At 66.0% G+C, this 22,067-nt stretch carries 16 protein-coding genes and 1 riboswitch; of the genes, 3 read left to right on the forward strand and 13 right to left on the reverse strand.

From position 1 onward, the window contains the following. Positions 1-17: 17 nt before the first annotated feature. From proB to AC1DRE_RS02960, 6 genes are all read right to left on the reverse strand, one after another. Positions 18-1,190 (reverse strand): glutamate 5-kinase, encoded by a 1,173-nt coding sequence (gene proB, locus AC1DRE_RS02935; protein ID WP_476983254.1) that lies wholly within the window; start codon positions 1,188-1,190, stop codon positions 18-20. Next, positions 1,180-2,769 carry a GTPase ObgE gene (gene obgE, locus AC1DRE_RS02940; RefSeq protein ID WP_104173108.1) on the reverse strand — a complete coding sequence of 530 codons (1,590 nt, stop codon included), beginning with the start codon at positions 2,767-2,769 and terminating at the stop codon, positions 1,180-1,182. Before obgE ends, proB begins: the two co-directional genes overlap by 11 nt. 117 nt (positions 2,770-2,886) lie before the next feature. Then, complete coding sequence (gene rpmA, locus AC1DRE_RS02945; protein ID WP_009372867.1) at positions 2,887-3,150, reverse strand: 50S ribosomal protein L27; 264 nt, start codon at positions 3,148-3,150, stop codon at positions 2,887-2,889. Between the two features lie 61 nt (positions 3,151-3,211). Then, on the reverse strand, positions 3,212-3,520 hold the full coding sequence (gene rplU, locus AC1DRE_RS02950) for a 50S ribosomal protein L21 (protein WP_011692233.1): 309 nt from the start codon (positions 3,518-3,520) through the stop codon (positions 3,212-3,214). 323 nt (positions 3,521-3,843) lie between these two features. Continuing rightward, on the reverse strand, positions 3,844-5,436 hold the full coding sequence (gene thiD, locus AC1DRE_RS02955) for a bifunctional hydroxymethylpyrimidine kinase/phosphomethylpyrimidine kinase (RefSeq protein WP_476983255.1): 1,593 nt from the start codon (positions 5,434-5,436) through the stop codon (positions 3,844-3,846). Beyond that, positions 5,419-5,516, reverse strand: a riboswitch (TPP riboswitch). (Overlaps the previous gene by 18 nt.) Positions 5,517-5,621: 105 nt before the next feature. After that, positions 5,622-8,882, reverse strand: coding sequence for an Rne/Rng family ribonuclease (locus AC1DRE_RS02960; RefSeq protein WP_476983256.1), 3,261 nt, complete (start codon positions 8,880-8,882; stop codon positions 5,622-5,624). Positions 8,883-9,353: 471 nt separating this feature from the next. On the opposite strand from AC1DRE_RS02960, the gene AC1DRE_RS02965 reads away from it, so the two are divergent. Beyond that, positions 9,354-10,025, forward strand: coding sequence for a vitamin K epoxide reductase family protein (locus AC1DRE_RS02965; RefSeq protein ID WP_476983257.1), 672 nt, complete (start codon positions 9,354-9,356; stop codon positions 10,023-10,025). A gap of 121 nt (positions 10,026-10,146) precedes the next feature. Here AC1DRE_RS02965 and ndk read toward each other — a convergent pair whose 3' ends face one another. Genes ndk through ileS form a run of 4 tightly spaced genes read right to left on the reverse strand, consistent with a single transcriptional unit; the run spans position 10,147 to position 15,751 of the window. After that, on the reverse strand, positions 10,147-10,566 hold the full coding sequence (gene ndk, locus AC1DRE_RS02970; protein WP_104173111.1) for a nucleoside-diphosphate kinase: 420 nt from the start codon (positions 10,564-10,566) through the stop codon (positions 10,147-10,149). Between the two features lie 37 nt (positions 10,567-10,603). Next, positions 10,604-11,047 (reverse strand): DUF4233 domain-containing protein, encoded by a 444-nt coding sequence (locus AC1DRE_RS02975; RefSeq protein WP_476983258.1) that lies wholly within the window; start codon positions 11,045-11,047, stop codon positions 10,604-10,606. 2 nt (positions 11,048-11,049) lie between these two features. After that, positions 11,050-12,408, reverse strand: a complete 1,359-nt coding sequence (locus tag AC1DRE_RS02980; protein WP_476983259.1) for a bifunctional folylpolyglutamate synthase/dihydrofolate synthase — start codon at positions 12,406-12,408, stop codon at positions 11,050-11,052. A 4-nt stretch (positions 12,409-12,412) separates the two neighbouring features. Continuing rightward, positions 12,413-15,751, reverse strand: a complete 3,339-nt coding sequence (ileS, locus tag AC1DRE_RS02985; RefSeq protein ID WP_476983260.1) for an isoleucine--tRNA ligase — start codon at positions 15,749-15,751, stop codon at positions 12,413-12,415. A gap of 362 nt (positions 15,752-16,113) precedes the next feature. On the opposite strand from ileS, the gene AC1DRE_RS02990 reads away from it, so the two are divergent. Further along, positions 16,114-17,142 (forward strand): endonuclease/exonuclease/phosphatase family protein, encoded by a 1,029-nt coding sequence (locus AC1DRE_RS02990; RefSeq protein WP_476983261.1) that lies wholly within the window; start codon positions 16,114-16,116, stop codon positions 17,140-17,142. Positions 17,143-17,164: 22 nt separating this feature from the next. Here the strand turns inward: AC1DRE_RS02990 and AC1DRE_RS02995 are convergent, their stop codons facing one another. Both AC1DRE_RS02995 and AC1DRE_RS03000 read right to left on the reverse strand, forming a co-directional pair. Further along, positions 17,165-17,926 carry an SDR family oxidoreductase gene (locus tag AC1DRE_RS02995; RefSeq protein WP_476983262.1) on the reverse strand — a complete coding sequence of 254 codons (762 nt, stop codon included), beginning with the start codon at positions 17,924-17,926 and terminating at the stop codon, positions 17,165-17,167. Positions 17,927-17,935: 9 nt separating this feature from the next. Beyond that, positions 17,936-18,295: a DUF488 domain-containing protein gene (locus AC1DRE_RS03000; protein WP_104173117.1), complete on the reverse strand. Its 360-nt coding sequence runs from the start codon at positions 18,293-18,295 to the stop codon at positions 17,936-17,938. Positions 18,296-18,356: 61 nt separating this feature from the next. Here AC1DRE_RS03000 and valS point away from each other — a divergent pair, with 61 nt between their 5' ends. After that, positions 18,357-20,978, forward strand: coding sequence for a valine--tRNA ligase (valS, locus tag AC1DRE_RS03005; protein ID WP_476983263.1), 2,622 nt, complete (start codon positions 18,357-18,359; stop codon positions 20,976-20,978). A 431-nt stretch (positions 20,979-21,409) separates the two neighbouring features. Here valS and AC1DRE_RS03010 read toward each other — a convergent pair whose 3' ends face one another. Next, positions 21,410-22,024, reverse strand: coding sequence for a mycothiol-dependent nitroreductase Rv2466c family protein (locus tag AC1DRE_RS03010; RefSeq protein ID WP_476983264.1), 615 nt, complete (start codon positions 22,022-22,024; stop codon positions 21,410-21,412). Positions 22,025-22,067 lie beyond the last annotated feature (43 nt).

Consider the following 22,067-nt stretch of genomic DNA (forward strand, 5'->3'; position numbering starts at 1 on the left):
CTAAGGGAGTCAGCCCGTTAGACCAGAACCAGGTCATCAACGTGAACAACTTCACGGTCGAAGCCCCGGCCCAGGGACTCCCCCAGCTCCACTGTGGAACGGCCCAGCATTTGCGGCAGTTCGTCGGAGGAGTAGTTGACCAGGCCCCGGGCGATAACGGTACCGTCGGGTGACAGCATTTCCACGGCGTCGCCGGATTCAAAGGTCCCTTCAACGGCCGTAATACCAGCAGGCAGCAGCGACGTGTGATTGTCCTGTACGGCCGTGACAGCACCGTCGTCGAGGATCAGCCGGCCCTGCACATGGGCAAGGTGGGCGAGCCACATCATGCGCACAGACTTGCGTCCGCTGTTGACGGTGAACCAGGTTCCGACGTCCTCGCCCCTTAGGGCCGCCGCGGCATTGGCGGTGGAGGTGACCAGGGCGGGGATTCCCGAATCCGCTGCCATGGTGGCGGCCTCGACCTTGGTCTGCATTCCGCCGGTTCCGACTCCGGCCTTGCCGGGCTTGCCGATGTTGACGCCTTCAAGGTCCTGCGGGCCATCCACCTGCGGAATCCGCTTGGCCCCCTTCGACGGCGGGCCGTCATACAGGGAGTCGACGTCGGAGAGCAGCAGCAGGGCATCCGCGCGGACCAGGTGCGCCACCAGGGCGGAGAGCCGGTCGTTGTCGCCGAAGCGGATCTTGTGCGTGGCCACGGTGTCGTTCTCGTTGACCACAGGCACGACGCCCAGGTTCAGGAGCCGGTTCAGCGCGCGGAAGGCGTTCATGTGGTGGCTGCGCCGCATAAGGTCATCCGCGGTCAGCAGCACCTGGCTCACGGTCACGCCGTGCGCTGCGAAGGCATGGGTGTAGCGGGCCATCAGCAGCCCCTGCCCGACGCTTGCAGCCGCCTGCTGGGTGGCAAGGTCCCGCGGGCGCTTCACGAGGCCCAGCGGTGCCAGGCCGGCGGAGATGGCGCCGGAGGAAACAAGGATGATCTCCGTGCCGGCGTTGCTCTTCGCGGCCAGCGCATCCGACAGCTGGATCAGCGCCTCTTCTGAGATCCCACCCTTGATGCTGGTGAGCGACGATGATCCAACCTTGACGACGATGCGGCGGGCCCTCGCGAGCACGCTACGGTCGTCGGTCCTGGGTTCCTCGATGACAATTGCGGAATTATCGGTCACGTGTGGGGGTTCACTCCTCATTCTCGGTGGTCAGTCCGCTTTCTTTAAGCGGCCGTGCGGCACGGCGCCCGCTGACTGATTCAGTCCAGATGCCGGCTTTGCGCTCGGCTTCAAGTTCAGCCCGGGCCGCAGCCTTGGCGTCGCGGCGCTCCTGCTGTTCGTCGCGCTTTTGCCCGCGGGTGGGGCGGTCGCCGATGTCGGCAAAGCGGACGTCGGTGCCACGCGGAGAGGCGAGCAGCTCGGCGCCGGCCATCATGGTGGGCTCCCAGTCGAACACCACGCCGTCGTCTTCACCGATCACTACGGTGTCGCCGGGCACGGCGCCCTGCTTGAACAGCTCGTTTTCCACGCCCAGTTTGGCCAGGCGGTCGGCGAGGTAGCCAATGGCTTCCTCGTTGGTGAAGTCGGTCTGCTTGACCCAGCGCACGGGCTTGTCGCCCAACACGCGGAACAGCGGCTCAAGGTTCTTCTCTTCGCGGCGGATCTTGAAGCCGGTCTCGTTGACTGCCCTGGGGCGCAGCACGGGTGCGTGCACCTTGGGCGGCGTGGCAGCCACGGCGTCCCGGGCGGCCTTGACGATCTCTGCCATGGCGAAGCCCAGCTGTCGCAGGCCTTCGTGGCTCGTCGCGGAAATCTCGAACACACGGTAGCCGCGGGATTCAAGCTCGGGCCGGACGAACTCGGCCATATCCTTGCCGTCAGGCAGGTCGACCTTGTTCAGTGCCACCAGCCGGGGACGGTGGTTCAGCGGGACAACCTCGCCGTCGGAGCCGGCGAAGCTCATGTCAACCGCGTATTTCTCGAGCTCGGCTTCGATGATGGCCAGGTCCGAAAGCGGATCGCGCTCAGATTCCAGCGTACCGCAGTCCAAAACGTGGACCAAAGCTGCGCAGCGCTCTACGTGTCGCAGGAAGTGGTGGCCCAGGCCCTTGCCTTCGCTGGCCCCTTCGATAAGTCCGGGGACGTCGGCGATGGTGAAGCGGACGTCGCCGGCCTGCACCACACCCAGGTTGGGGATCAGGGTGGTGAAGGGGTAATCGGCAATTTTGGGGCGTGCCGCGGACATGGCGGCGATCAGGCTCGACTTGCCCGCTGACGGGAAGCCCACGAGTGCGATGTCCGCAATGGACTTCAGTTCCAGGACGATGTCGCTGGATTCGCCTTCGATGCCGAGCAGGGCGAAACCCGGGGCGCGGCGCTTCTGCGAGGACAGCGCGGCGTTGCCCAAACCGCCCGGGCCGCCAGCGGCCGCGATGAACTCAGTGCCTTCGCCGACGAGGTCGGCCAGCACGCGGCCGTCCTTGGTCTTGACTACGGTTCCTTCCGGAACGGGGAGGATCAGCGTTTCGCCGTTCTTCCCGCCGCGCCAGTCACCCATGCCGGGTCCGCCGTTGGTGGCATGGCGGTGGGGTGCGTGGTGGTAGTCCAGCAGCGTGGTGGTCTGGGCGTCAACGCGCAGGATGACGTCGCCGCCGTCGCCGCCGTTACCGCCGTCGGGACCGCCCAGGGGCTTGAACTTTTCGCGGTGGACGGAGACACAGCCGTGACCGCCGGTACCGCCGGATACGTGCAGTACTACCCGGTCTACAAAGCTCGCCACGTGAATCTCCTCTGTGCATAACCTGACCGTCTTGGACGCCCAAATTGATTGTAATGCGGTTAAAAGAACAGTGGAGCGGGCCATCAATGGCCCGCTCCACCGGTTCAGATCTTGTTGTTACTCTGCAGCTGCAGCAGCAACGATGTTCACGACTCGACGTCCGCGGCGGGTGCCGAATTCGACGGCGCCGGGGGTCAGTGCGAACAGGGTGTCGTCGCCGCCACGGCCAACGCCTGCACCCGGGTGGAAGTGGGTGCCACGCTGGCGGACGATGATCTCGCCTGCGGAAACTACCTGGCCGCCGAAGCGCTTGACGCCGAGGTACTGGGCGTTGGAGTCACGACCGTTGCGAGTGGAACTCGCGCCTTTTTTATGTGCCATTTGAAATGCCTGCCTTAAAAATTCTGGGGAATCTGCTGAAAACCTGAAAAGTAACGGAAGGTTACTTGATACCGGTGATCTTGACCTTGGTCAGTTCCTGACGGTGACCCTGGCGCTTCTTGTACCCGGTCTTGTTCTTGAACTTCTGGATGACGATCTTCGGACCACGAAGGTCCTGAAGGATCTCAGCCGTAACCGTTACCTTGGCCAGGTCCGCAGCGGCAGAGGTGACTTTGTCACCGTCTACCAGGAGCAGTGCGGGCAACTCAATGGTGCTGCCGGCTCCACCGGGGACGCGGTTCAGGGTAACGAAGTCTCCAACGGAAACCTTCTCTTGGCGGCCGCCTGCGCGGACAATCGCGTACACCACTGGGGAACTCACTTCTCTCGACGTTTATTACTAGATTTGCGTGCGGAACCTGGGTCCAATTGTTTGGCCTGGCTCACGCTGTGCCTCAACGCCGGTGGATTCCCCGGGGGAACCCATGAGTTATCCCACGAACAATTCCGTTTGTCATTCCAAACAGTCTGATCCGGGGTCATAACCCAAGTGTTGGCGTAAGCACCGAAGATCTAGAATACGCTAATTTTGCCTTCGGCCGCAAATGAGGCTGGCTCCGGTGGTAGTACGTGATAGGCGACACTCCGTGTATTACGGCCTGCCACTGCAACGACTTCCGGAACCGTGCCCCACTATCCTACCGGCTTTGGAAGGCTTTCCGGTTCAGCGTGCAGGCGCGGCGCGTCGAAGAACTTCACCTCGTACCGGCAGGACTGCCGGAAGGCCACCCGCATTGCCTGCCGTTCCATTTCCGAGGCAGCCCGGGCGGCGTCGTCCGTGATCCGCACCGCCTGCCTGGTGGCGGCGGCGAACTCCTCGTCCGCGTACGTCCGCAGCCAGTCGGCATACGGGTGGCCGGACGGCGATCCTGCGGCCAGGAACTGCCCGTGCAGCGTGGCCCCCACTTCGGCGTACAGCCAGAAACACGGGAGTACCGCTGCCACCAGCACTCCGTAGCTGCCGGAAACAGACGAGGCCAGCAGGTGGTCCACATAGGACTTGGTCACCGGCCCCAGTCCGGAGTCCACCGTCCGCGTGCTCAGCCACGTCCGGTGCAGTTCGGACTCGACTTCGAGGCATTGCTGGGCCGACCGCGCCCAGAACAGCTGCTCGGCCTCGGTGGGGGCGATCGCGGCCGCACGCGACAGCACCCTTGAATAGCCGTTCAGGTAAAGGGCGTCCTGGGCAAGGTAATAGGCAAAATGGCGTTCCGTGAGGGAACCGTCGGCCAGGCCGCGGATGAAGTCCAGCCCGTAGATGGCGTCCAAGTCCGGCCCAGCGTCCTGCCGGAGCACCGCGGCGAACCGGCCTTCCGCCGGCACGTCCTGCCCCCTGGGCGCCAGATGGTGGAAGTGGTGGACCGGGCCGTTGCCCGTCCCCACGTCCAGCACACCGGACTCCCGGAGCGCCCCCTGCAGCCACGGTTTCACAGCCCGCAAGGACGCCTCCCAGTCCCCCAGCCTTGCCTGCACGGTGGCCATGGCGGAAGACAGGGAGCAACCGGTCCCATGGCTGTTCCGGGTGGCGATCCGGTCACCGTCGACCACCACCACATCCTGGGCCAGCAGCCCTTCGGTGTTGACGAGCGCGTCCGGGCATTCCCCGCCGTCGAGATGTCCGCCTTTAACCAGCACGGTGGTGCCGGCCTGGGCGGCAAGCCGTTTGCCCTGGGCCAGTGCCGCCTCCCAGTCGCCCGCGAGGGGCTCGTTGAGGAGCATCGCGAGTTCTGCGAGGTTCGGCGTGATCAGGTCGGCCAGTGGGAGGAGTTCACGCAGTTCCGCTTCGGCGGCCTCCTGCAGGAGCCGGTCACCGCTGGTGGCCACCATGACAGGGTCCAGAACCACGACGCCGGGACGGGACTTTGCCAGCCAGTTGCGGACGGCGGCAATCACCGCGGAGTCACCCAGCATGCCGATCTTGACGGCGTCGATGCTGATGTCATCGCTGATGGCCTCAAGCTGGGCGGTCAGGAAGTCCGCCGGCGGAACGTGGACGGCCCGGACACCGTGGGTGTTCTGTGCCGTCAGGGCGGTAATGGCGGCCATGCCGTAGCCGCCGTTGGCGGCAATGCTCTTGAGGTCCGCCTGGATCCCCGCCCCTCCGGACGGGTCCGATCCGGCGATGGCCAGCACCCGCGGGGTAGCGCGCAGGCCGGTGTCCAGGGTGGATCCGGCCTCCGTGGTGGAGGCAGGGGTGGGCAGGAATGATGAAGACAAAGGAGACATCCCTTCGCCGGTGCTAGCCGGACAGGTTCAACGGGTGTGGATCTCAGCCGGCCCTGTGCGCGGCACCCCGTGTCAGTCCCCTAGCCTAGCCGTTTTCCTTTAACGGACTCGCGGGTACGGCCCGAATCCGGCGTATTACTACGCCCGGTTCGGACCGCACCCGCGGTGTCAGTCGGCTGGTGGGATCAGAGCTCGGAGGCCGGGACTCCCACGCCGAGGATGATCGGTTCGCTGGCCGGAGCCTTTGCCCGCGCATCCTTCTGTGCCGGTTCCGGTGCCTTCGCCTCATGGGAGTGCCCTGCCGCGGCTACCGGAGCGGTCTCGTGATGTTCCACGGACGTTTCGTTCGCTGCGCCCTGGGCACGGCTGGCACTCCGGTTGCGGCGCGGACGGCGCGCCCGGCCCTGCACCGCAGTGTGGTCCGTGTAGTCGGCTTCAGCAGCCTGGGCTGCTGCCGGGGCCCGCGTTTCCGGAACCCGGGCTGCCGGGGCCTGGACCGCCGGAACAGGCTGCTCAGCCGGTGCCGCGGCGCGCTCAGCCGCTGCAGGCTCGCCAAGGTGCGCGAACGCCTCGGCCAGGCGGTCGAGGGTCAGGGCCGCACCGGTGGCCGGCGATTCCCCTGCGTGCTCAACGAACGGAAGCGCAACCTTTTCGCCGCCGAAAGTCAGGACCGCGGCCGGCCGCCCCGCGGCAGCCGCCTCGGCGTCGGACACCTTGGCGGGCCGCGCCGTGGCGGGAGCGGACTGCGCCGGCGTTGACTGGACAGCGTGTGCCTGCCCTGCCGCCTGGGCAGCGGCAGCCGCCGGGGCGGCATGGCCGGCCTCGGCGTCGTGCAGGTGGGCGGCGTGCGCCGCGGCGGCGATGTTGGCCAGCGCAGCGCGGGTAGCTTCGGCCTTGGCGTGGCGCTCGGCATCGGTGGGCTCGTGATGGACCGCGGCCGGCGTCAGCGGAGCGGCCTCGGGAGCCTGACCGCCCTTGCCGCGGCGGCGGCTCTTGCGCTCCGTCCGCGGGGCCGGCTGGCTCTCCGTCCGCGGTACGTGATGCTCGGCGGCCACAACGTTGGCGCGGCGGTGTTCCACGGGCTCGTCGTGGGTGACGATGCCGCGGCCGGCGCAGGCTTCACACTGCTCGCCGAAGACTTCCAGCAGCCCGGTGCCCATCCGCTTACGGGTCATCTGCACGAGGCCCAGCGAGGTCACCTCGGCCACCTGGTGCTTGGTCCGGTCGCGGCCGAGGCACTCCACCATGCGGCGGAGCACGAGGTCGCGGTTGGATTCGAGCACCATGTCGATGAAGTCGATGACGATGATGCCGCCGATGTCGCGGAGCCGGAGCTGCCGAACGACTTCCTCGGCCGCTTCCAGGTTGTTCTTGGTGACGGTTTCCTCGAGGTTGCCGCCGCTGCCGGTGAACTTGCCGGTGTTGACGTCCACCACGGTCATGGCTTCGGTGCGGTCGATGACCAGGGAACCGCCGGACGGCAGGAAGACCTTGCGGTCGAGTGCCTTGTGGATCTGCTCGTCGATCCGCCATGCCGCGAAGATGTCCGTGTCCTTGGTCCACTTCTCGAGCCGGCCCACGAGGTCCGGAGCCACGTAGGTGACATAGGCCTCGATCGTGTCCCAGGCTTCCTCGCCGGAGACGATCAGCTTGGAGAAGTCCTCGTTGAAGACGTCACGGACCACCTTGATGGTCAGGTCAGGTTCGCCGTAGAGCAGTTCCGGAGCGAGGATCTTGGTGGACGTTGCCTGGCCCTCGATCCCTTCCCACTGGGCGCGCAGGCGGTTGATGTCGTGCGTGAGCTCTTCCTCGGACGCGCCCTCGGCTGCGGTGCGGACGATGACGCCGGCATCCTCCGGCAGGCGGTCCTTGAGGATCCGCTTGAGGCGGTTGCGTTCGACGTCGGGCAGCTTGCGGGAGATTCCGGTCATGGAACCTCCGGGAACGTAGACGAGGTAGCGGCCCGGCAGGGAAATCTGGCTCGTCAGGCGGGCGCCCTTATGGCCGACCGGGTCCTTGGTGACCTGGACCAGCACGGAGTCGCCGGACTTCAGTGCGTTCTCGATCCGGCGCTGCTTGCCTTCGAGGTTGACCACGTCCCAGTTGACTTCACCGGCGTACAGCACGGCGTTCCGGCCGCGTCCGATGTCCACGAAGGCGGCTTCCATCGACGGCAGCACGTTCTGGACCTTGCCCAGGTAGACGTTGCCGATCAGGGAGTCCTGCTGGGTCTTGGACACGAAGTGTTCCGCCAGGACGCCGTCTTCGAGGACGCCGATCTGGATTCTGTCGTCGCGCTGGCGGACGATCATCTGACGATCCACGGACTCGCGGCGGGCCAGGAACTCGGCCTCGGTGATGACGGTGCGGCGGCGTCCGGTATCGCGGGATTCGCGGCGGCGCTGCTTCTTGGCCTCCAGCCGGGTGGAGCCCTTGACGGATGTGACGCGGTTGTTGACCGGCGCCTCGCTGACGGCGCGCGGGGCACGGACACGGGTCACGGTGTTGGGCGGGTCGTCGCCTTCCCCTCCGGTGAGCTCAAGATCCTGGTCGCCGCGGCGGCGGCGGCGACGGCGGCGGGACGTCACGCCGTCCTCAGCGGTCCGGGTGGACTCCTCATCGGCGTCCTCGGCGTCTTCGGCCTCGCCGGTTGCTTCGCGGTCGGCCACGCGGCTTCGGCCGCGGCGCCCGCGGCTGCGCCGGCGACGGGCGCCGCCGGAGTCAGCATCGCCGTCGTCGCCGGTTTCTTCCTCGTCAGGTTCCTCGGCCGCAGCAGGGGTGACCGCGGGGGCCGGGGCCGCGGGGCGGACCACGGTGCTCAGGTCGGGTGCCTGGAAAATCATGGAAGTGACCGAGCCGGGCTCAAGGAAGAGCGCGCCCACCGGGCTGGCCTCCGCGGTGGCGGGCTTTTCAGCCACGGCTTCCTCCGGTGCTGCCGTTTCAGCAACGGGCGCGGTCTCCTCGGCGGGTGCGGCCTCCTCGAGGGGCGCAGGCTCGGCGACCGGCGCAGGTTCTTCGGCGGGGGCCGGTTCAGCAGCGGGTTCGGTGACGGCCACTTTTGCGGGGGCCTTGGCACGCGAGGCACGGCGGCGGACGGGCTTTTCAACGACGGCGGCTTCAACCGGGACGTCTTCCATGGGTGCCGCATCAGCAGGAGTTGCGTCTACCGGAGCAGCTGCGGCGTCCTCGGCGAAGACCGGGAGCGGCTCGGCAGGCTCGACTTTCCTGCGGGAACGGCTGCGGCGCGCCGGGGGCTTCTCCTCTGCGGCGGGATCCGTCGCAGGCGCCTCCGCCGGAACTGCCTCCGGTTCGCCGGCTTCGACGGCCTCCACCTTGGGGGCGGCCTTGCGCCTTGTCCGGGTCGCCTTCTTCGGCGCTTCCGGAGCTACTGCTTCTACGCTGGCAGCGGTTTCTTCATTAACGGCTAGAACCTGGTCATTATCCATATGTGGCGACACTCCTGCCCCTGATGTACCGCCACATCCGGCACCCATTGGGGCACATATTTGTCAAAACCCGCAGGCGTTGACAGAAGTCAATTGGATACCCTCAGGTTCGCACCGGCATTGGGGTGCGGCAGCCCTGGAGGGCCGGCGACGTCGTTCTGAAACCCGTTGTTCCTCAAGCCACAACCAGGTGCCGTCCAATGGCATTGCGGGAAAGCCGGGATCTATCGTGGATCCGGACCGTGCCCTGCTCATCATTGGCGGTCTTACAAACGAGCCACCGGACCGGAATCCGAATGTGGATCGTATTCCAGCCAGCTTCATTCTCTCATACGCTCAGTCCATCGCGGCGGATGCAGTGCCGGTCAACTTACAATCAGGGCGCGGCCCGGCTGCAGTCTGTGCGTCCCTTCCAGCCTCCGGCGTTACAATCAGGGCGAGGAGCCCTCGAGAAAAAGGACGCAACATCCCATGCCCAGCATCTCCAATTCCACGCAGGACAACAGGGTGGGCAGTGGCCTCCGCGAGCGTGCAGCGGCCCAGGAAAGCCTGCCTCCTATGACCAGGGACAAGCGCTTCGGATGGCTCCTGGTGATCACCGGCATCGTCGGCTGGCTCGCCTCGGGCGCCCTCGTCCTGGAAAAGCTCGAGGTCCTCAAGGATCCGAACCATGTAACGGCCTGCGACATCAATCCGTGGGTTTCGTGCGGCGCTGTCATGCAGACCCCGCAGAGTTCGGTCTTCGGCTTCCCGAACATGTTCATTGGCATCGTGGCGTTCGCCGTCATTATCACCACGGGCATGGCTGTTCTTTCCGGCGCCAAGTTTGCCCGCTGGTACTGGCTCGGCCTCCAGGCCGGTGTGACGCTCGGCTTTGCCTTCGTGGTGTGGCTGTGGTCGCAGGCCCTGTATGCCATCCATATCCTCTGCCCGTTCTGCATGGTGGTCTGGGCCGCGATGATCCCGCTCTTTGTGTGGGTCACGGTCCGGAACATCATGCACGGGGTGATCAAGGTTCCGGCCGGACCCGCCAAGATCGTGGGCGACGCCGGCTGGATCGTCACGGCCCTGCTTTACGTGGCCGTCATCGCCACCATTTTCTTCGCCTTCATCCAGGTGTTCATCGGAACCTCCGGGTACTAAAACCTAAGAAAAAGCGCGAACGTACAGTTTGAGGCCCCCGTTTCTTCGGAAAAGGGGGCCTCAACTGTACGTTCGCGCCTAAGGCAGGTGCTTAAGTGTCCGTTCGCGCTGGTGGATGCTGTTAGTCCTGGAACCAGATCTTGATCTCGCGTTCGGCGGACTCCACCGAATCCGAACCGTGGACCAGGTTCTGCTGGACCTTCAGGCCCCAGTCGCGGCCGAAGTCGCCGCGGATGGTGCCGGGCGCCGCCGTCGTCGGGTCCGTGGTGCCTGCAAGGGAACGGAAGCCCTCGATGACGCGGTGGCCTTCGAAGATCGCCGCGACAACGGGTCCGCTGAGCATGAACTCAACCAGCGGCTCGTAGAACGGCTTGCCCACGTGCTCCTCATAGTGCTGCTCCAGCAGTTCGCGGCTGGCGTCGACCTTCTTGAGCTCGGCCAGGCTGTAGCCCTTGGCTTCAATCCGGCCCAGGATGGCTCCGGTCAGGTTGCGGGTCACGCCGTCGGGCTTGATCAGGACGAGGGTGCGCTCAATGCTCACAACTGCTCCAATGTGGTTGGTGGGGTTTGAACATAGTCTAGTTGGTTTCGCCGTCGGGGTGGGCGGCGTCCCACTCGGCCTGCTCACGTTCGCGCTGCGCGGCCTCGCGGTCGATCCGGATGCCGGTCCGTATGCCGTACCACCATGCCACGGCAAACAGGATGCCCACTACGAACATCATGGGCTCAAGGAATCCGGTGAAAATCAGGACCAGCTGCAGGATCCAGCCCAGGGCCACACCCCACGGCTTGGACAGCACGGCGCAGGTGAGCACGAGCACCACGCTCAGCGCGATGCCCACCGAGAGAATCAGTGCCGGCGGGAACTCGTCGCGCCGGAGGCCGAAGACCGCCAGTGTGGCGAAGAACGCGACGAACCCCTCGAGGACCAGGACCGTGGAGGCGAACATGACTTTGGTGGAGCGCCGCTTCTTGGGCATGCCCGGCCGCCACTCCCGCTGCGCCTTTGTAAGTCGAGCCATTGTCAGGCGTCCGCCTTTCCGAGCAGGATCCGGGCTTCCGCCACGAGCGTGATGGAACCCGTCACCAGGACGCCGCCGGCGAGGTCCTCGTTGGCTTCGGCGTGCTCCACGGCCCATTCCAGTGCGTCGTCGAGCTTTTCGGCCACATGGATGTTGTCTTCGCCGAAGCCCAGGTCCAGCGCCAGTTCCGCCAGGTCCTCGGCCGGTACTGCCCGCGGCGAGTTGGACTGGGTGAAGCAGTATTCCGCGGCGAGGTCGCCCAGGGACTCCTTGAGCTGGCGGAGGATCTCCTCCGCGTCCTTCTCCTTCAGGACGCCCACCACCAGCACCAGTTTGGTGAAGCTGAAGGCTTCATGGATGGCTTCGGCCGAAACCCTGATGCCCTCGGGGTTGTGGGCGGCATCCACGATGATGGTCGGAGCAGTGCGGAGGACTTCCAGGCGGCCCGGAGAGCTGACCGATGCAAAGGCCTCCTGGAGGATTTCGGCGTCAAGGGCCTTTTCGCCGCCGAAGAACGCCTCAAGGGCGGCAATGGCGACGGCGGCGTTCTCCGCCTGGTGCGCTCCGTGCAGCGGAACGAGCAGTTCCTCGTACCGTCCGGCCAGGCCCTGGATGGTGACCATCTGGCCGCCGACGGCAACGGTCCGTGACTCGACGCCGAACTCCACGCCTTCGAAGCGGTACGGGGCCTGGACTTCCCGGGCCTTTTCGAGCAGCACCTGGGCGGCGCCGACGGGCTGCGCGGCACTGACCAGGAAACCTCCCGGCTTGATGATGCCCGCCTTTTCGCGGGCAATGTCTTCGGTGGTGTCACCGAGCAGGTCCGTGTGGTCCAGCGAGATGGGAGTAACCACGGCCACCTGGCCGTCACCGACATTCGTGGCATCGGTAATGCCGCCCAGGCCCACCTCCATGACAGCCACGTTGACCGGCTGGTCGGCAAAAACGGCGAAGGCCAGGATGGTGAGACACTCGAAGTACGTCAGCCGGGGCTGGCCCTCGGCCTCGAGCTCGCGGTCCACAATCTGCAGGTAGGGCCGGATCTCGTCCCAGATCCGGACGAAGGTCTCATCCGATACCGGTGCACCGTCGATGCTGATCCGCTCGGTCACCTTGGACAGGTGCGGGCTCGTGTACCGCCCGGTGCTCAGCCCGTGGGCCCGGAGCCCGGCCTCGATCATGCGGGCCGTGGACGTCTTGCCGTTGGTGCCGGTGACGTGGATGATCGGGAACGCCTTGTTGGGCTCCCCCAGCACATCCATGGCCCGGAACAGCGGCGCGAGGCGCGGTTCCATCTTGTTTTCGGGCGCGCGGCCCAGCAGTTCGGCGTAGACGCTCTCTACGGAAAATTCGTCTGTCATTGCTTTAGGCCTCTACTTTTTCAACGCTGATCTGCGGTTCGGCGGAGTCTGCCACAACGGTTCCCAGGTCCACGGTCAGGGTTTCGGTCCTGATGAGTCCGGCATTGGCCTCCAGCGCGTCGATGACGTTCTGCGCGGCGGTCACGGTGGTGCGGATGCGGTCGCTCACGTTGAGCCCGGCATCCTTGCGGGCCTGCTGGATGGCACGGACCATGTCCCGGGCCAGGCCTTCGGCTTCGAGTTCCGGAGTGACCTCGGTGTTGAGGACCACGAAGCCGCCGCCGGGCAGCACCGCAGCTGCACGCGAACCGGCTCCCTCGGTGGCTTCCGCCACGACCGTTTCCAGCGTGTATTCCTGCGGCTCGAGGACGAGTCCGCCCGCGGTGACCACTCCGGCGTCGTCCACGGACCAGTCACCGGACTTGGAGCCCTTGATGGCCTGCTGGACGTTCTTGCCCAGGCGCGGCCCGGCGGCCCGTGCATTGACCACGAGCTTCTGCTCGATGCCGAACTCCTCCGGAGAGGCACTGTCGGCGTCCAGCAGTCGCACGGAACGCAGGTTCAGTTCGTCGGCGACGACGGCGGCGAAGCCTCCCAGCGCATCCGCGCCGGGTGCCACGACGGTGAGCTCCTGCAGCGGCAGGCGGACCCGGAGGTTTGCAGCCTTGCGGAGTGAGGATCCGGTGGAACAGATCTGCTGGACCCGGTCCATCGCCTCGACGAGTCCCGGGTTGGCCGGGAAGAGCCCGGTGTCCGGCCAGTCGGCCAGGTGCACGGAGCGCCCGCCGGTGAGGCCGCGCCAGATCTCTTCGGAAACCAGCGGCAGCAGGGACGCAGCCACCCGGGAGACGGTCTCCAGCGCGGTGTAGAGCGCGTCGAAGGCGTCGACGCTCTCGTCGAAGAAGCGCTGGCGGCTGCGGCGCACGTACCAGTTGGTGAGCATGTCCAGGTAGCTGCGCAGTTCGTCGCAGGCACCGGAGATGTCGTAGCTGTCCAGCTGGGCGGTCATGTTGCGGACCAGGTCCCCGGTGTTGGCCATGAGGTACTGGTCCAGTGTGTCCGCGTAGCCGTCGTAGCGGAGCTTGGCGTCGTAGCCGTTACCGCCAGAGGCTGCGTTCGTGTACAGCGTGAAGAAGCTGTACACGTTCCACAGCGGCAGGATGACCTGGCGGACGCCGTCGCGGATTCCCTGCTCGGTGACCACAAGGTTGCCGCCGCGCAGGATGGGGCTGGACATCAGGAACCAGCGCATGGCGTCGGAGCCGTCGCGGTCCAGGACCTCGGAGACGTCCGGGTAGTTGCGCAGGCTCTTGGACATCTTCTGCCCGTCCGAGCCGAGCACGATGCCGTGGCTGATGACGTTGCGGAAAGCCGGCCGGTCGAACAGCGCCGTGGACAGGATGTGCAGCATGTAGAACCAGCCGCGGGTCTGCCCGATGTACTCGACGATAAAGTCTGCCGGGTTGTGGGTGTCGAACCACTCCTCGTTCTGGAACGGGTAGTGGACCTGGCCGTAGGGCATGGACCCGGAGTCGAACCACACGTCCAGGACATCCTCGACGCGGCGCATCACGGACTGGCCCTCCTCGGGGGTGCGCGGGTCGTCGGGGTTGGGACGGGTCAGTTCGTCGATGAACGGCCGGTGCAGGTCAACCTGCCCGGCTTTGTTCAGCGGGAGCCGGCCGAAGTCGGCCTCGATCTCGGCCAAGGAACCGTAAACGTCGGTGCGCGGGAATTCGGGGTCGCTGGACTGCCACACCGGGATGGGGCTGCCCCAGTAGCGGTTGCGGCTGATGGACCAGTCACGGGCGTTGGCCAGCCATTTGCCGAACTGGCCGTCCTTGACGTTGCCGGGGATCCAGTTGATCTCCTGGTTCAGCTCGGACATGCGGTCCTTGAACTTGGTGACTTCCACGTACCAGGAGGACACCGCGCGGTAGATCAACGGGTTGCGGCAGCGCCAGCAGTGCGGGTAGCTGTGCTCGTAGCTGGCCTGCCGGACCAGGCGGCCCTGGGCGCGCAGCACCTGCGTGATGGGCTTGTTGGCCTCGAACACCTGCAGTCCGACGATGTCGTGCAGGTCGCCGTGCGAGAACAGCGGCAGGAACTTGGCGCCCTCGTCCACGGACAGGACCACGGGGATGCCGGCCTCTTCACAGACCTTCTGGTCGTCTTCACCGTAGGCGGGCGCCTGGTGGACGATGCCGGTGCCGTCGGTGGTGGTGACGTAATCGGCCACGAGGAAGCGCCAGGCATTCTCCGTGCCGAACTTCTCGGTGTCGCTGAAGTCGGTCCAGAGCGGCTGGTACTGCAGGCCGGCGAGCTCGGCGCCGGTGTACGTGGCGGTTACCGCAGCCTCGGCGGCCTCAACGCCTGCGGTGCCGTCGCCGTAGCCCAGGTCCTTGGCGTAGGCGCCCAGCAGGTCGGCGGCGAGCAGGAAGCTCCCCGAGACGGGAGCCTCCGGGGACGCCGCCTTGATGCCGTTGGGACCGGCCGGCAGCACGGCATAGGTGATGGCGGGCCCGACGGCGAGCGCCAGGTTGGTGGGCAGCGTCCAGGGCGTGGTGGTCCAGGCGAGCGCCTGCACGCCGGCGAGCTGCCTGGACAGTTCCGACTCCCCCGCCGTGATGGGGAACGTGACGGTGACGGTCTGGTCCTGGCGGTTCTTGTAGACGTCGTCGTCCATGCGAAGTTCGTGGTTGGACAGCGGCGTTTCGTCCTTCCAGCAGTACGGCAGGACCCGGTAGCCGTTGTAGGTCAGGCCCTTTTCGTGCAGCTGCTTGAAGGCCCAGAGCACGGACTCCATGTATTCGACGTTGAGCGTCTTGTAATCGTTATCGAAGTCCACCCAGCGGGCCTGGCGGGTGACGTAGCTCTTCCACTCGTCCGCGTACTTCATCACGGACGCGCGGCAGGCGTCATTGAACTTGTCGATGCCCATCGCCTCGATCTGGGTTTTGTCCGTCATGCCCAGTTGCTTCATGGCTTCCAGCTCGGCGGGAAGGCCGTGCGTGTCCCAGCCGAAGCGGCGCTCGACGCGGCGGCCGCGCTGCGTCTGGTAGCGGCCCACGAGGTCCTTGGCGTAACCGGTCAGCAGGTGGCCGTAGTGCGGGAGGCCGTTGGCGAAGGGAGGGCCGTCGTAGAAGACAAACTCGTTGCTGCCGGGTTCGCCACCGGGCAGGTCTGCGCTGCGGTGGTCGATGCTCGCCTGGAAGGTACCGTCCTGGTCCCAGTACTTGAGGATCCGTTCTTCGATCTCCGGAAACTTCACGGAGGCAGACACGCCAGAGGCGGTGGAACCGGAGCCTGACGGTGCGGCTGAGGCCTTGGGGTAATAGGTCATCTCGACATCCTGGGTTGAGCTAGTGAACAAGTGGATCATTCAGGATGCGAGGACGGCCCGTACGCTGTCTTTCAACAGCACCGGCACCGCGGTACCACCTCACTTACCGTCGCCGGCCCTCCGCAATGGAGAGCACCGGCGTCGGCCGCTCATTGCTGCTGTGACGGGCTTACCCGTCCGGTTCTACTGCTTCGGGTCCTGCGCCGCAGGGCCCGAAGGTTCTTCCGGAAGCTCACCGGTGATGGCCGGGTCAAAGCTGATACCCGATTCTACCCAGAGTTACCTCAAATTACCCCAAATTGCTGTATCGACGAGGTGATCCGGGGCATACTCGGGCATCCGGAATGCATAGACTCGGGCGCATGACCATCTCCACACCGGTTTCCGCCGCAACCAGCCGGCCACAGCGCCGCCGGTCCGTCGCCTGGCCGGTGCTCGCCGTGCTGGCTTCTGTGCCGGTGGCCGTCCTGTCCGTCTTCCGTGCCATTCCGGCGGAATGGCCTACTCCGGTCGTCCAGCTGTTGTCCTTCACACCGTGGCTGGTGATCCCGGCCGGCGCCGGGTTGCTCCTGGCCGTTGTTGGCCGACGCCGGTGGGTGGCCTGGGTGACTGCCGTCCTGATGGCGATCCAGCTCTTTTGGCTGTTCCCGCTGGACCACGGCCGGAGCATTCCCGAGGCCGGTGCGCCGACGGTGCAGGTGACGGCCATGAACATTAATTCGGAATACGGCCAGGCGGACGCGGCGGAAATTGTGCGGCTGGTCCGGGAGAGCGGCGTTACGCTGCTGACGGTCCAGGAGCATTCGCAGGCCCTTGAGGACAGGCTCGCGGCCGCTGGGCTGTCCGCTTTGCTGCCGAACAGGATCAGCGACCCAACGGACGACGCCTCCGGCAGCGCCACCTACTCGGCGCACCGCATGGAAGCGGTTGGCATCGTGCCGGACACGCCGTTCCAAATGCCGATCGTCAGGGTCACCGTTGAAGGGACGGGAGGGCCGGCGGTCCTCGAAATAGCGAACGTCCATGCGCTGCCGCCGGTTGACGTCCGCATTGGCCAGTGGCGCAGCGACCTCGCCGCCGTGGCCCGCCTGGCCGCGCGGCCCGGCAACCGGCTGCTCATCGGCGACTTCAACGCCACGTACGACCACGCCGAGTTCCGCGCACTCCTCGACGGCGGCCCCGATGGCCGGAAAATGGTGGATGTTGGGACCGCCGCCGGACTGCGCCTGGTCCCCACCTGGCCGATGGAGGGACCCCGCCTGCCCGGTATTGCCATCGACCATCTCGTCACCAGCCCCGGCATCACCGGTTCCGGGTACGCGGTCCATCGCGTACCCGGAACGGACCATGCAGCGGTGGTGGCGACGCTGAGCGTCCCGGCAGCCGGTTAGAACCCTGCTCGGGCCTGCTTGCTCAGGCCTGCTTGCGGATGAGCTTGTAGTTTGAGGCCTGCGCCACGGGCCGGATCACGATCTGGTCCAGGTTGACGTGGTGCGGCGCGGTGACTGCGTAGCGGACCACGTCGGCGACGTCTGCGGCCGTGAGCGGCTTTTCGACGCCCTGGTAGACCTTGCCGGCAGCCTCCTGGTCGCCCAGCCTGTTCAGTGCGAACTCCTCGGTATGCACCAGGCCCGGGGCAACCTCGATGACCCGGAGATTGTGTTCCACCTCTTCGAGCCGCAGCGCATCGTTCATGGCGTGCTGGGCGAACTTGGCCGCGTTGTAACCGCCGCCGCCCTCATAGGCGGCCAGCCCCGCCGTCGACGTCAGGTTCAGGACTGTTCCCTCGCCGCCGGCCCGCAGCATCGGCAGGAAGGCACGCGTCAGTTTCATGGTGCCCAGGACGTTCACCCGGAACATCCACTCCCAGTCTTCCGTCTTGGCATCCGCGATCCTGTCCGCTCCGCGCGCACCGCCGGCGATGTTGATGAGGGTGTCAATGCCGCCTGCCTGCGTCACTTCGGCCAGGAGCCGCTCCACGTCAGAGTCTTCGGTGATGTCTGCCGGGACGGCCGTGGCTCCCGTTTCCGCGGCCAGTGCCGCGAGCCGGTCCGCGCGGCGGGCGACCGCAAAGACCGTCCACCCCTCAGCCGCCAACGCACGGACCGTGGCTTCGCCGATTCCCGTGCTTGCTCCCGTGACTACTGCTGCCTTCGTGTGCTTTTCCTCAGTCATGGCACCACCCTAACGCTGGAGGAACTCCAGCAGCACACGGGCGTGGTTGACCTCCGGATCCCTGGCGCCGTACAGCAGAGTGATGCGGCCGTGCTTCTCCGCCAGATCCTGCAGGGCGGCCACGGCCGGGTTGTTTTCGAGTTCGGCCTCATACTGGACGCGGAAGTCCGCGAAACGTTCCTTCATGTGGGCGAACTCGGTCCGCAGCGGTGCTGACGGGGCAATGTCCTTGAGCCAAAGATCCAGCCGGGCCCGCTCCTTGCTGACCCCGCGCGGCCAGAGCCGGTCCACCAGGACACGGAAACCGTCGTCGTCGGCCGGTTCATCGTAGATGCGTTTGGTCGCCAACTGGCGGGCTTCGTTGTCCATACCGGGATGCTAGTGCAGGGCGGCGCGCAGGCGATGGAAGAGATCATGAAAGAATTGCTCCATGGCTGAAGACAAACAGGGTACAGACACGCCCACCACTGCCCCTATCAATGTTCCGGACAAGCCCGCCCTTGAGGGGTTGGAAGCTGCCCTGACGCAGCGCTGGCTTGGCGAAGGGACCTACAAGTTCAATCGGGAAACCACCAGGGAGCAGGTCTACTCGATCGACACTCCTCCGCCCACGGCGTCGGGGTCCCTGCACGTGGGGCACATGTTCTCCTACACCCAGACCGACGTCCTGGCGCGCTACCAGCGCATGACCGGCAAAAACGTCTTCTACCCGATGGGCTGGGATGACAACGGCCTGCCCACCGAGCGCCGCGTCCAGAACTACTACGGTGTTCGCTGCGATCCGGCGATTTCCTACGATGCCGCCTACCGCCCGCCGGCGGAGCCGGCCAAGAACCAGCGCGACTTCGACGTCGTCTCGCGCCGGAACTTCATCGAACTGTGCGAGGAGCTCGCCGTCGAAGACGAGAAGGTCTTCGAGAACCTCTTCCAGACCCTGGGCCTCTCCGTCGACTGGGACCTGACCTACCGCACCATCGACGACAAGTCCCGCGCCATCTCCCAGCGCGCCTTCCTGGCCAACCTGGCCGCCGGCGACGCGTACATGGCAGAGGCACCCACCCTGTGGGATGTCACGTTCCGCACCGCCGTGGCCCAGGCCGAACTCGAGGACCGCGAAGTCGCCGGCGCGTACTACCGCTACCCGTTCTTCACCGAGGACGGCGACAAGATCTACGTCGAGACTACCCGCCCGGAGCTGCTGGCCGCCTGTGCCGCCCTCGTGGCGAACCCCGACGACGAGCGGTACCAGCCGCTGTTCGGCAAGAAGGTCACCTCCCCCCTGTTCGGCGTTGAGGTGGAGGTCAAGGCGCACCATCTCGCCAAGGCGGACAAGGGCTCGGGCATCGCCATGGTCTGCACCTTCGGCGACCTCACCGACGTCACCTGGTGGCGCGAACTGCAGCTGCCCACCCGCGCCATCGTGGGCCGCGACGGCCGGATCATCGGTGACACCCCGGACTGGATCACCACCGGGGAAGGCCTCTCGGCCTTCGAGTCAATCGCCGGCAAGACAGTCTTCAGCGCCAAGGAAGCCGTTGTCGAGCAGCTGTCCGCCGCCGGGCTCCTCGACGGCGAGCCCAAGAAGATCATGCACCCGGTCAACTTCTTCGAGAAGGGCGACAAGCCCCTCGAAGTGGTGACGTCGCGCCAGTGGTACATCCGCAACGGCGGCCGCGACGAGGACCGCCGCGAACGCCTGATCGGCCGGGGCAAAGAAATCGAATTCCACCCGGCCTTCATGCGCTCACGCTACGAGAACTGGATCTCCGGGCTTAACGGCGACTGGCTCGTGTCCCGCCAGCGCTTCTTCGGCGTGCCGGTGCCGGTCTGGTACCCCCTGGATGCCGACGGCAACCCCGAATATGATGCGCCGATCGTCCCGTCCGACGCGCAGCTCCCCGTGGACCCGGCCGCCGACGCCGCCCCCGGCTACGAAGAAGCCCAGCGTGATGTGCCTGGCGGTTTCACCGGCGACGCTGACGTCCTGGACACGTGGGCCACGTCCTCGCTGACGCCGCAGATCGTGGGCGGATGGAGCACGGACGAGGCACTCTTTGCCAAGGTCTACCCCTTCGACGTGCGCCCGCAGGGGCACGACATCATCCGGACCTGGCTCTTCTCCTCCGCCGTCCGCGCCGACGCGCTGCAGGACACCGCCCCGTGGAAGCACGCGGCCATCTCGGGCTGGATCCTGGATCCGGACCGCAAGAAGATGTCCAAGTCCAAGGGCAACGTGATCGTCCCGACCGATGTCCTCAACGAGTACGGCTCGGACGCGGTCCGCTACTGGGCGGCCTCGGCCAAGCTCGGCGCGGACACCGCCTACGAGATCGCCCAGATGAAGATCGGCCGCCGCCTGGCCATCAAGCTCCTCAACGCCTCGAAGTTCGTCCTGAACCTCGGTGCCACGGAAAACTCGGTGGTTTCCACGGATCTGTCCGTGCTGACCAACCCCTTGGACCGGGCGGTACTGGCGCAACTCTCGGATGTCGTGACGCAGGCCACGAAGGCGTTCGAAAACTACGATTATGCCCGTGCCCTGCAGATCAGCGAAAGCTTCTTCTGGCAGTTCACCGACGACTATGTGGAGCTCATCAAGGACCGCGCCTACGGTGCCGCCGGCGAGGCCGAGCAGGCGTCCGTGCTGGCGGCCCTGGCCACCTCCCTGGATACCCTGCTGAGGCTGTTCGCACCCTTCCTGCCCTTCGCCACCGAAGAGGTCTGGAGCTGGTGGCGCACCGGGTCCGTGCACCGCGCCGAGTGGCCGGCGCCCCTGGATGTGTCCGATGGCGACACCACCATGCTCGCGACCGTCGGGGTCGCGCTGAGCGGCATCCGCAAGGCCAAGTCCGAGGCGAAGGTCAAGCAGCGCACTGAGGTCCTGTCCGCCACGATCACCGCCACGGAGTCACTCACCACGCAGCTGAAGGCCGGTCTTGCTGACCTGAAGGCAGCCTCCAACGCACGCGAACTGACCCTCGTGGCAGGCGAAGGCGAACTCACCGTCAGCGATGTTGTACTGGCCCAGCCGGAGGAAACGCCAAGCGCCTAGCCCCGTGCAGCCTGACAAACCTGTCGGGCCAAACATGAAGCCCCATCAGCGTCCTGCTGGTGGGGCTTCTGTTTTGGCTGCGCCCCGGCTTGGGAGCTCCCCCCCCCCCCCCTGTTTTTGGGCAAAGGGGAAGCCCCATCAGCGTATTGCCGTTGGTGGGGCTTCGACTTTTCGATTGTCTCGTGACGTCTATGACAACCTGGCGGAATCCTCGGAAGTTCAGGTCTTCCTACCTCGTCACTGGTAGCCAGCTTCTGACTTTGCCGAAGGCTGCGTCAGATGCGTGTCACTGAATCTTTGGTTTCCGTGTCCCTCTTCTTTCGAAGTGGGTAAGAACTATTGTTGTCCCACCCACGGCGAACCGCAATAGTCCCGGAAGAACTACATGGCAGTAATTCTCCCGGGCCCGAGGGGCCGTCCAGGGGATGCCGTCAGTTGAATTCAGGCCGCTCGGTGCGGCTGCGCTTGATCTCGAAGAAGTGCGGGTATGCGGCCAGGGTCACCGCGGCGTCCCACAGGCGGCCGGCTTGCTCGCCCCGGGGAATGCGGGTCAGCACCGGACCAAAGAACGCAGTGCCGTTGAAGGCCACCACCGGGGTTCCCACGTCCTGTCCCACGAGGGAGATGCCCTCTTCGTGGCTGGCGCGAAGCTGCTTGTCGAAGGCGTCCGAGGACGCCTCGGCTGCCAGCGCGGCCGGAAGCCCGCACTCCGCCAGGGCTTTGCTGATCACAACGCCGAAGTCCTTTTCGCCGGCGTCGTGGATCAGGCTGCCCATGGCGTCATACAGGGGCTTGATGACGTGGTCGCCGTGCTGCTCGCGGGCGGCGATGATAACGCGGACCGGCCCCCAGGCCTTATCCATCGCTTCGCGGTAGCCCGGGTCCAGCTCGCGTCCCTCATTCAGGACGGCAAGGCTCATCACGTGCCATTCGGTGTCGATGTCGCGGACTTCCTCCACTTCGCCCACCCAGCGGGACGTGATCCAGGCGAAGGGGCACAGGGGGTCGAACCAGAAGTCGGCTTTGCTCGCGGTGGTTTCAGGCACGGAAATCTCCTCGTAAAGTCATCAGGGCAAGGCGCGCATCAGG

This window comes from Arthrobacter sp. P4_H3, assembly GCF_056400885.1.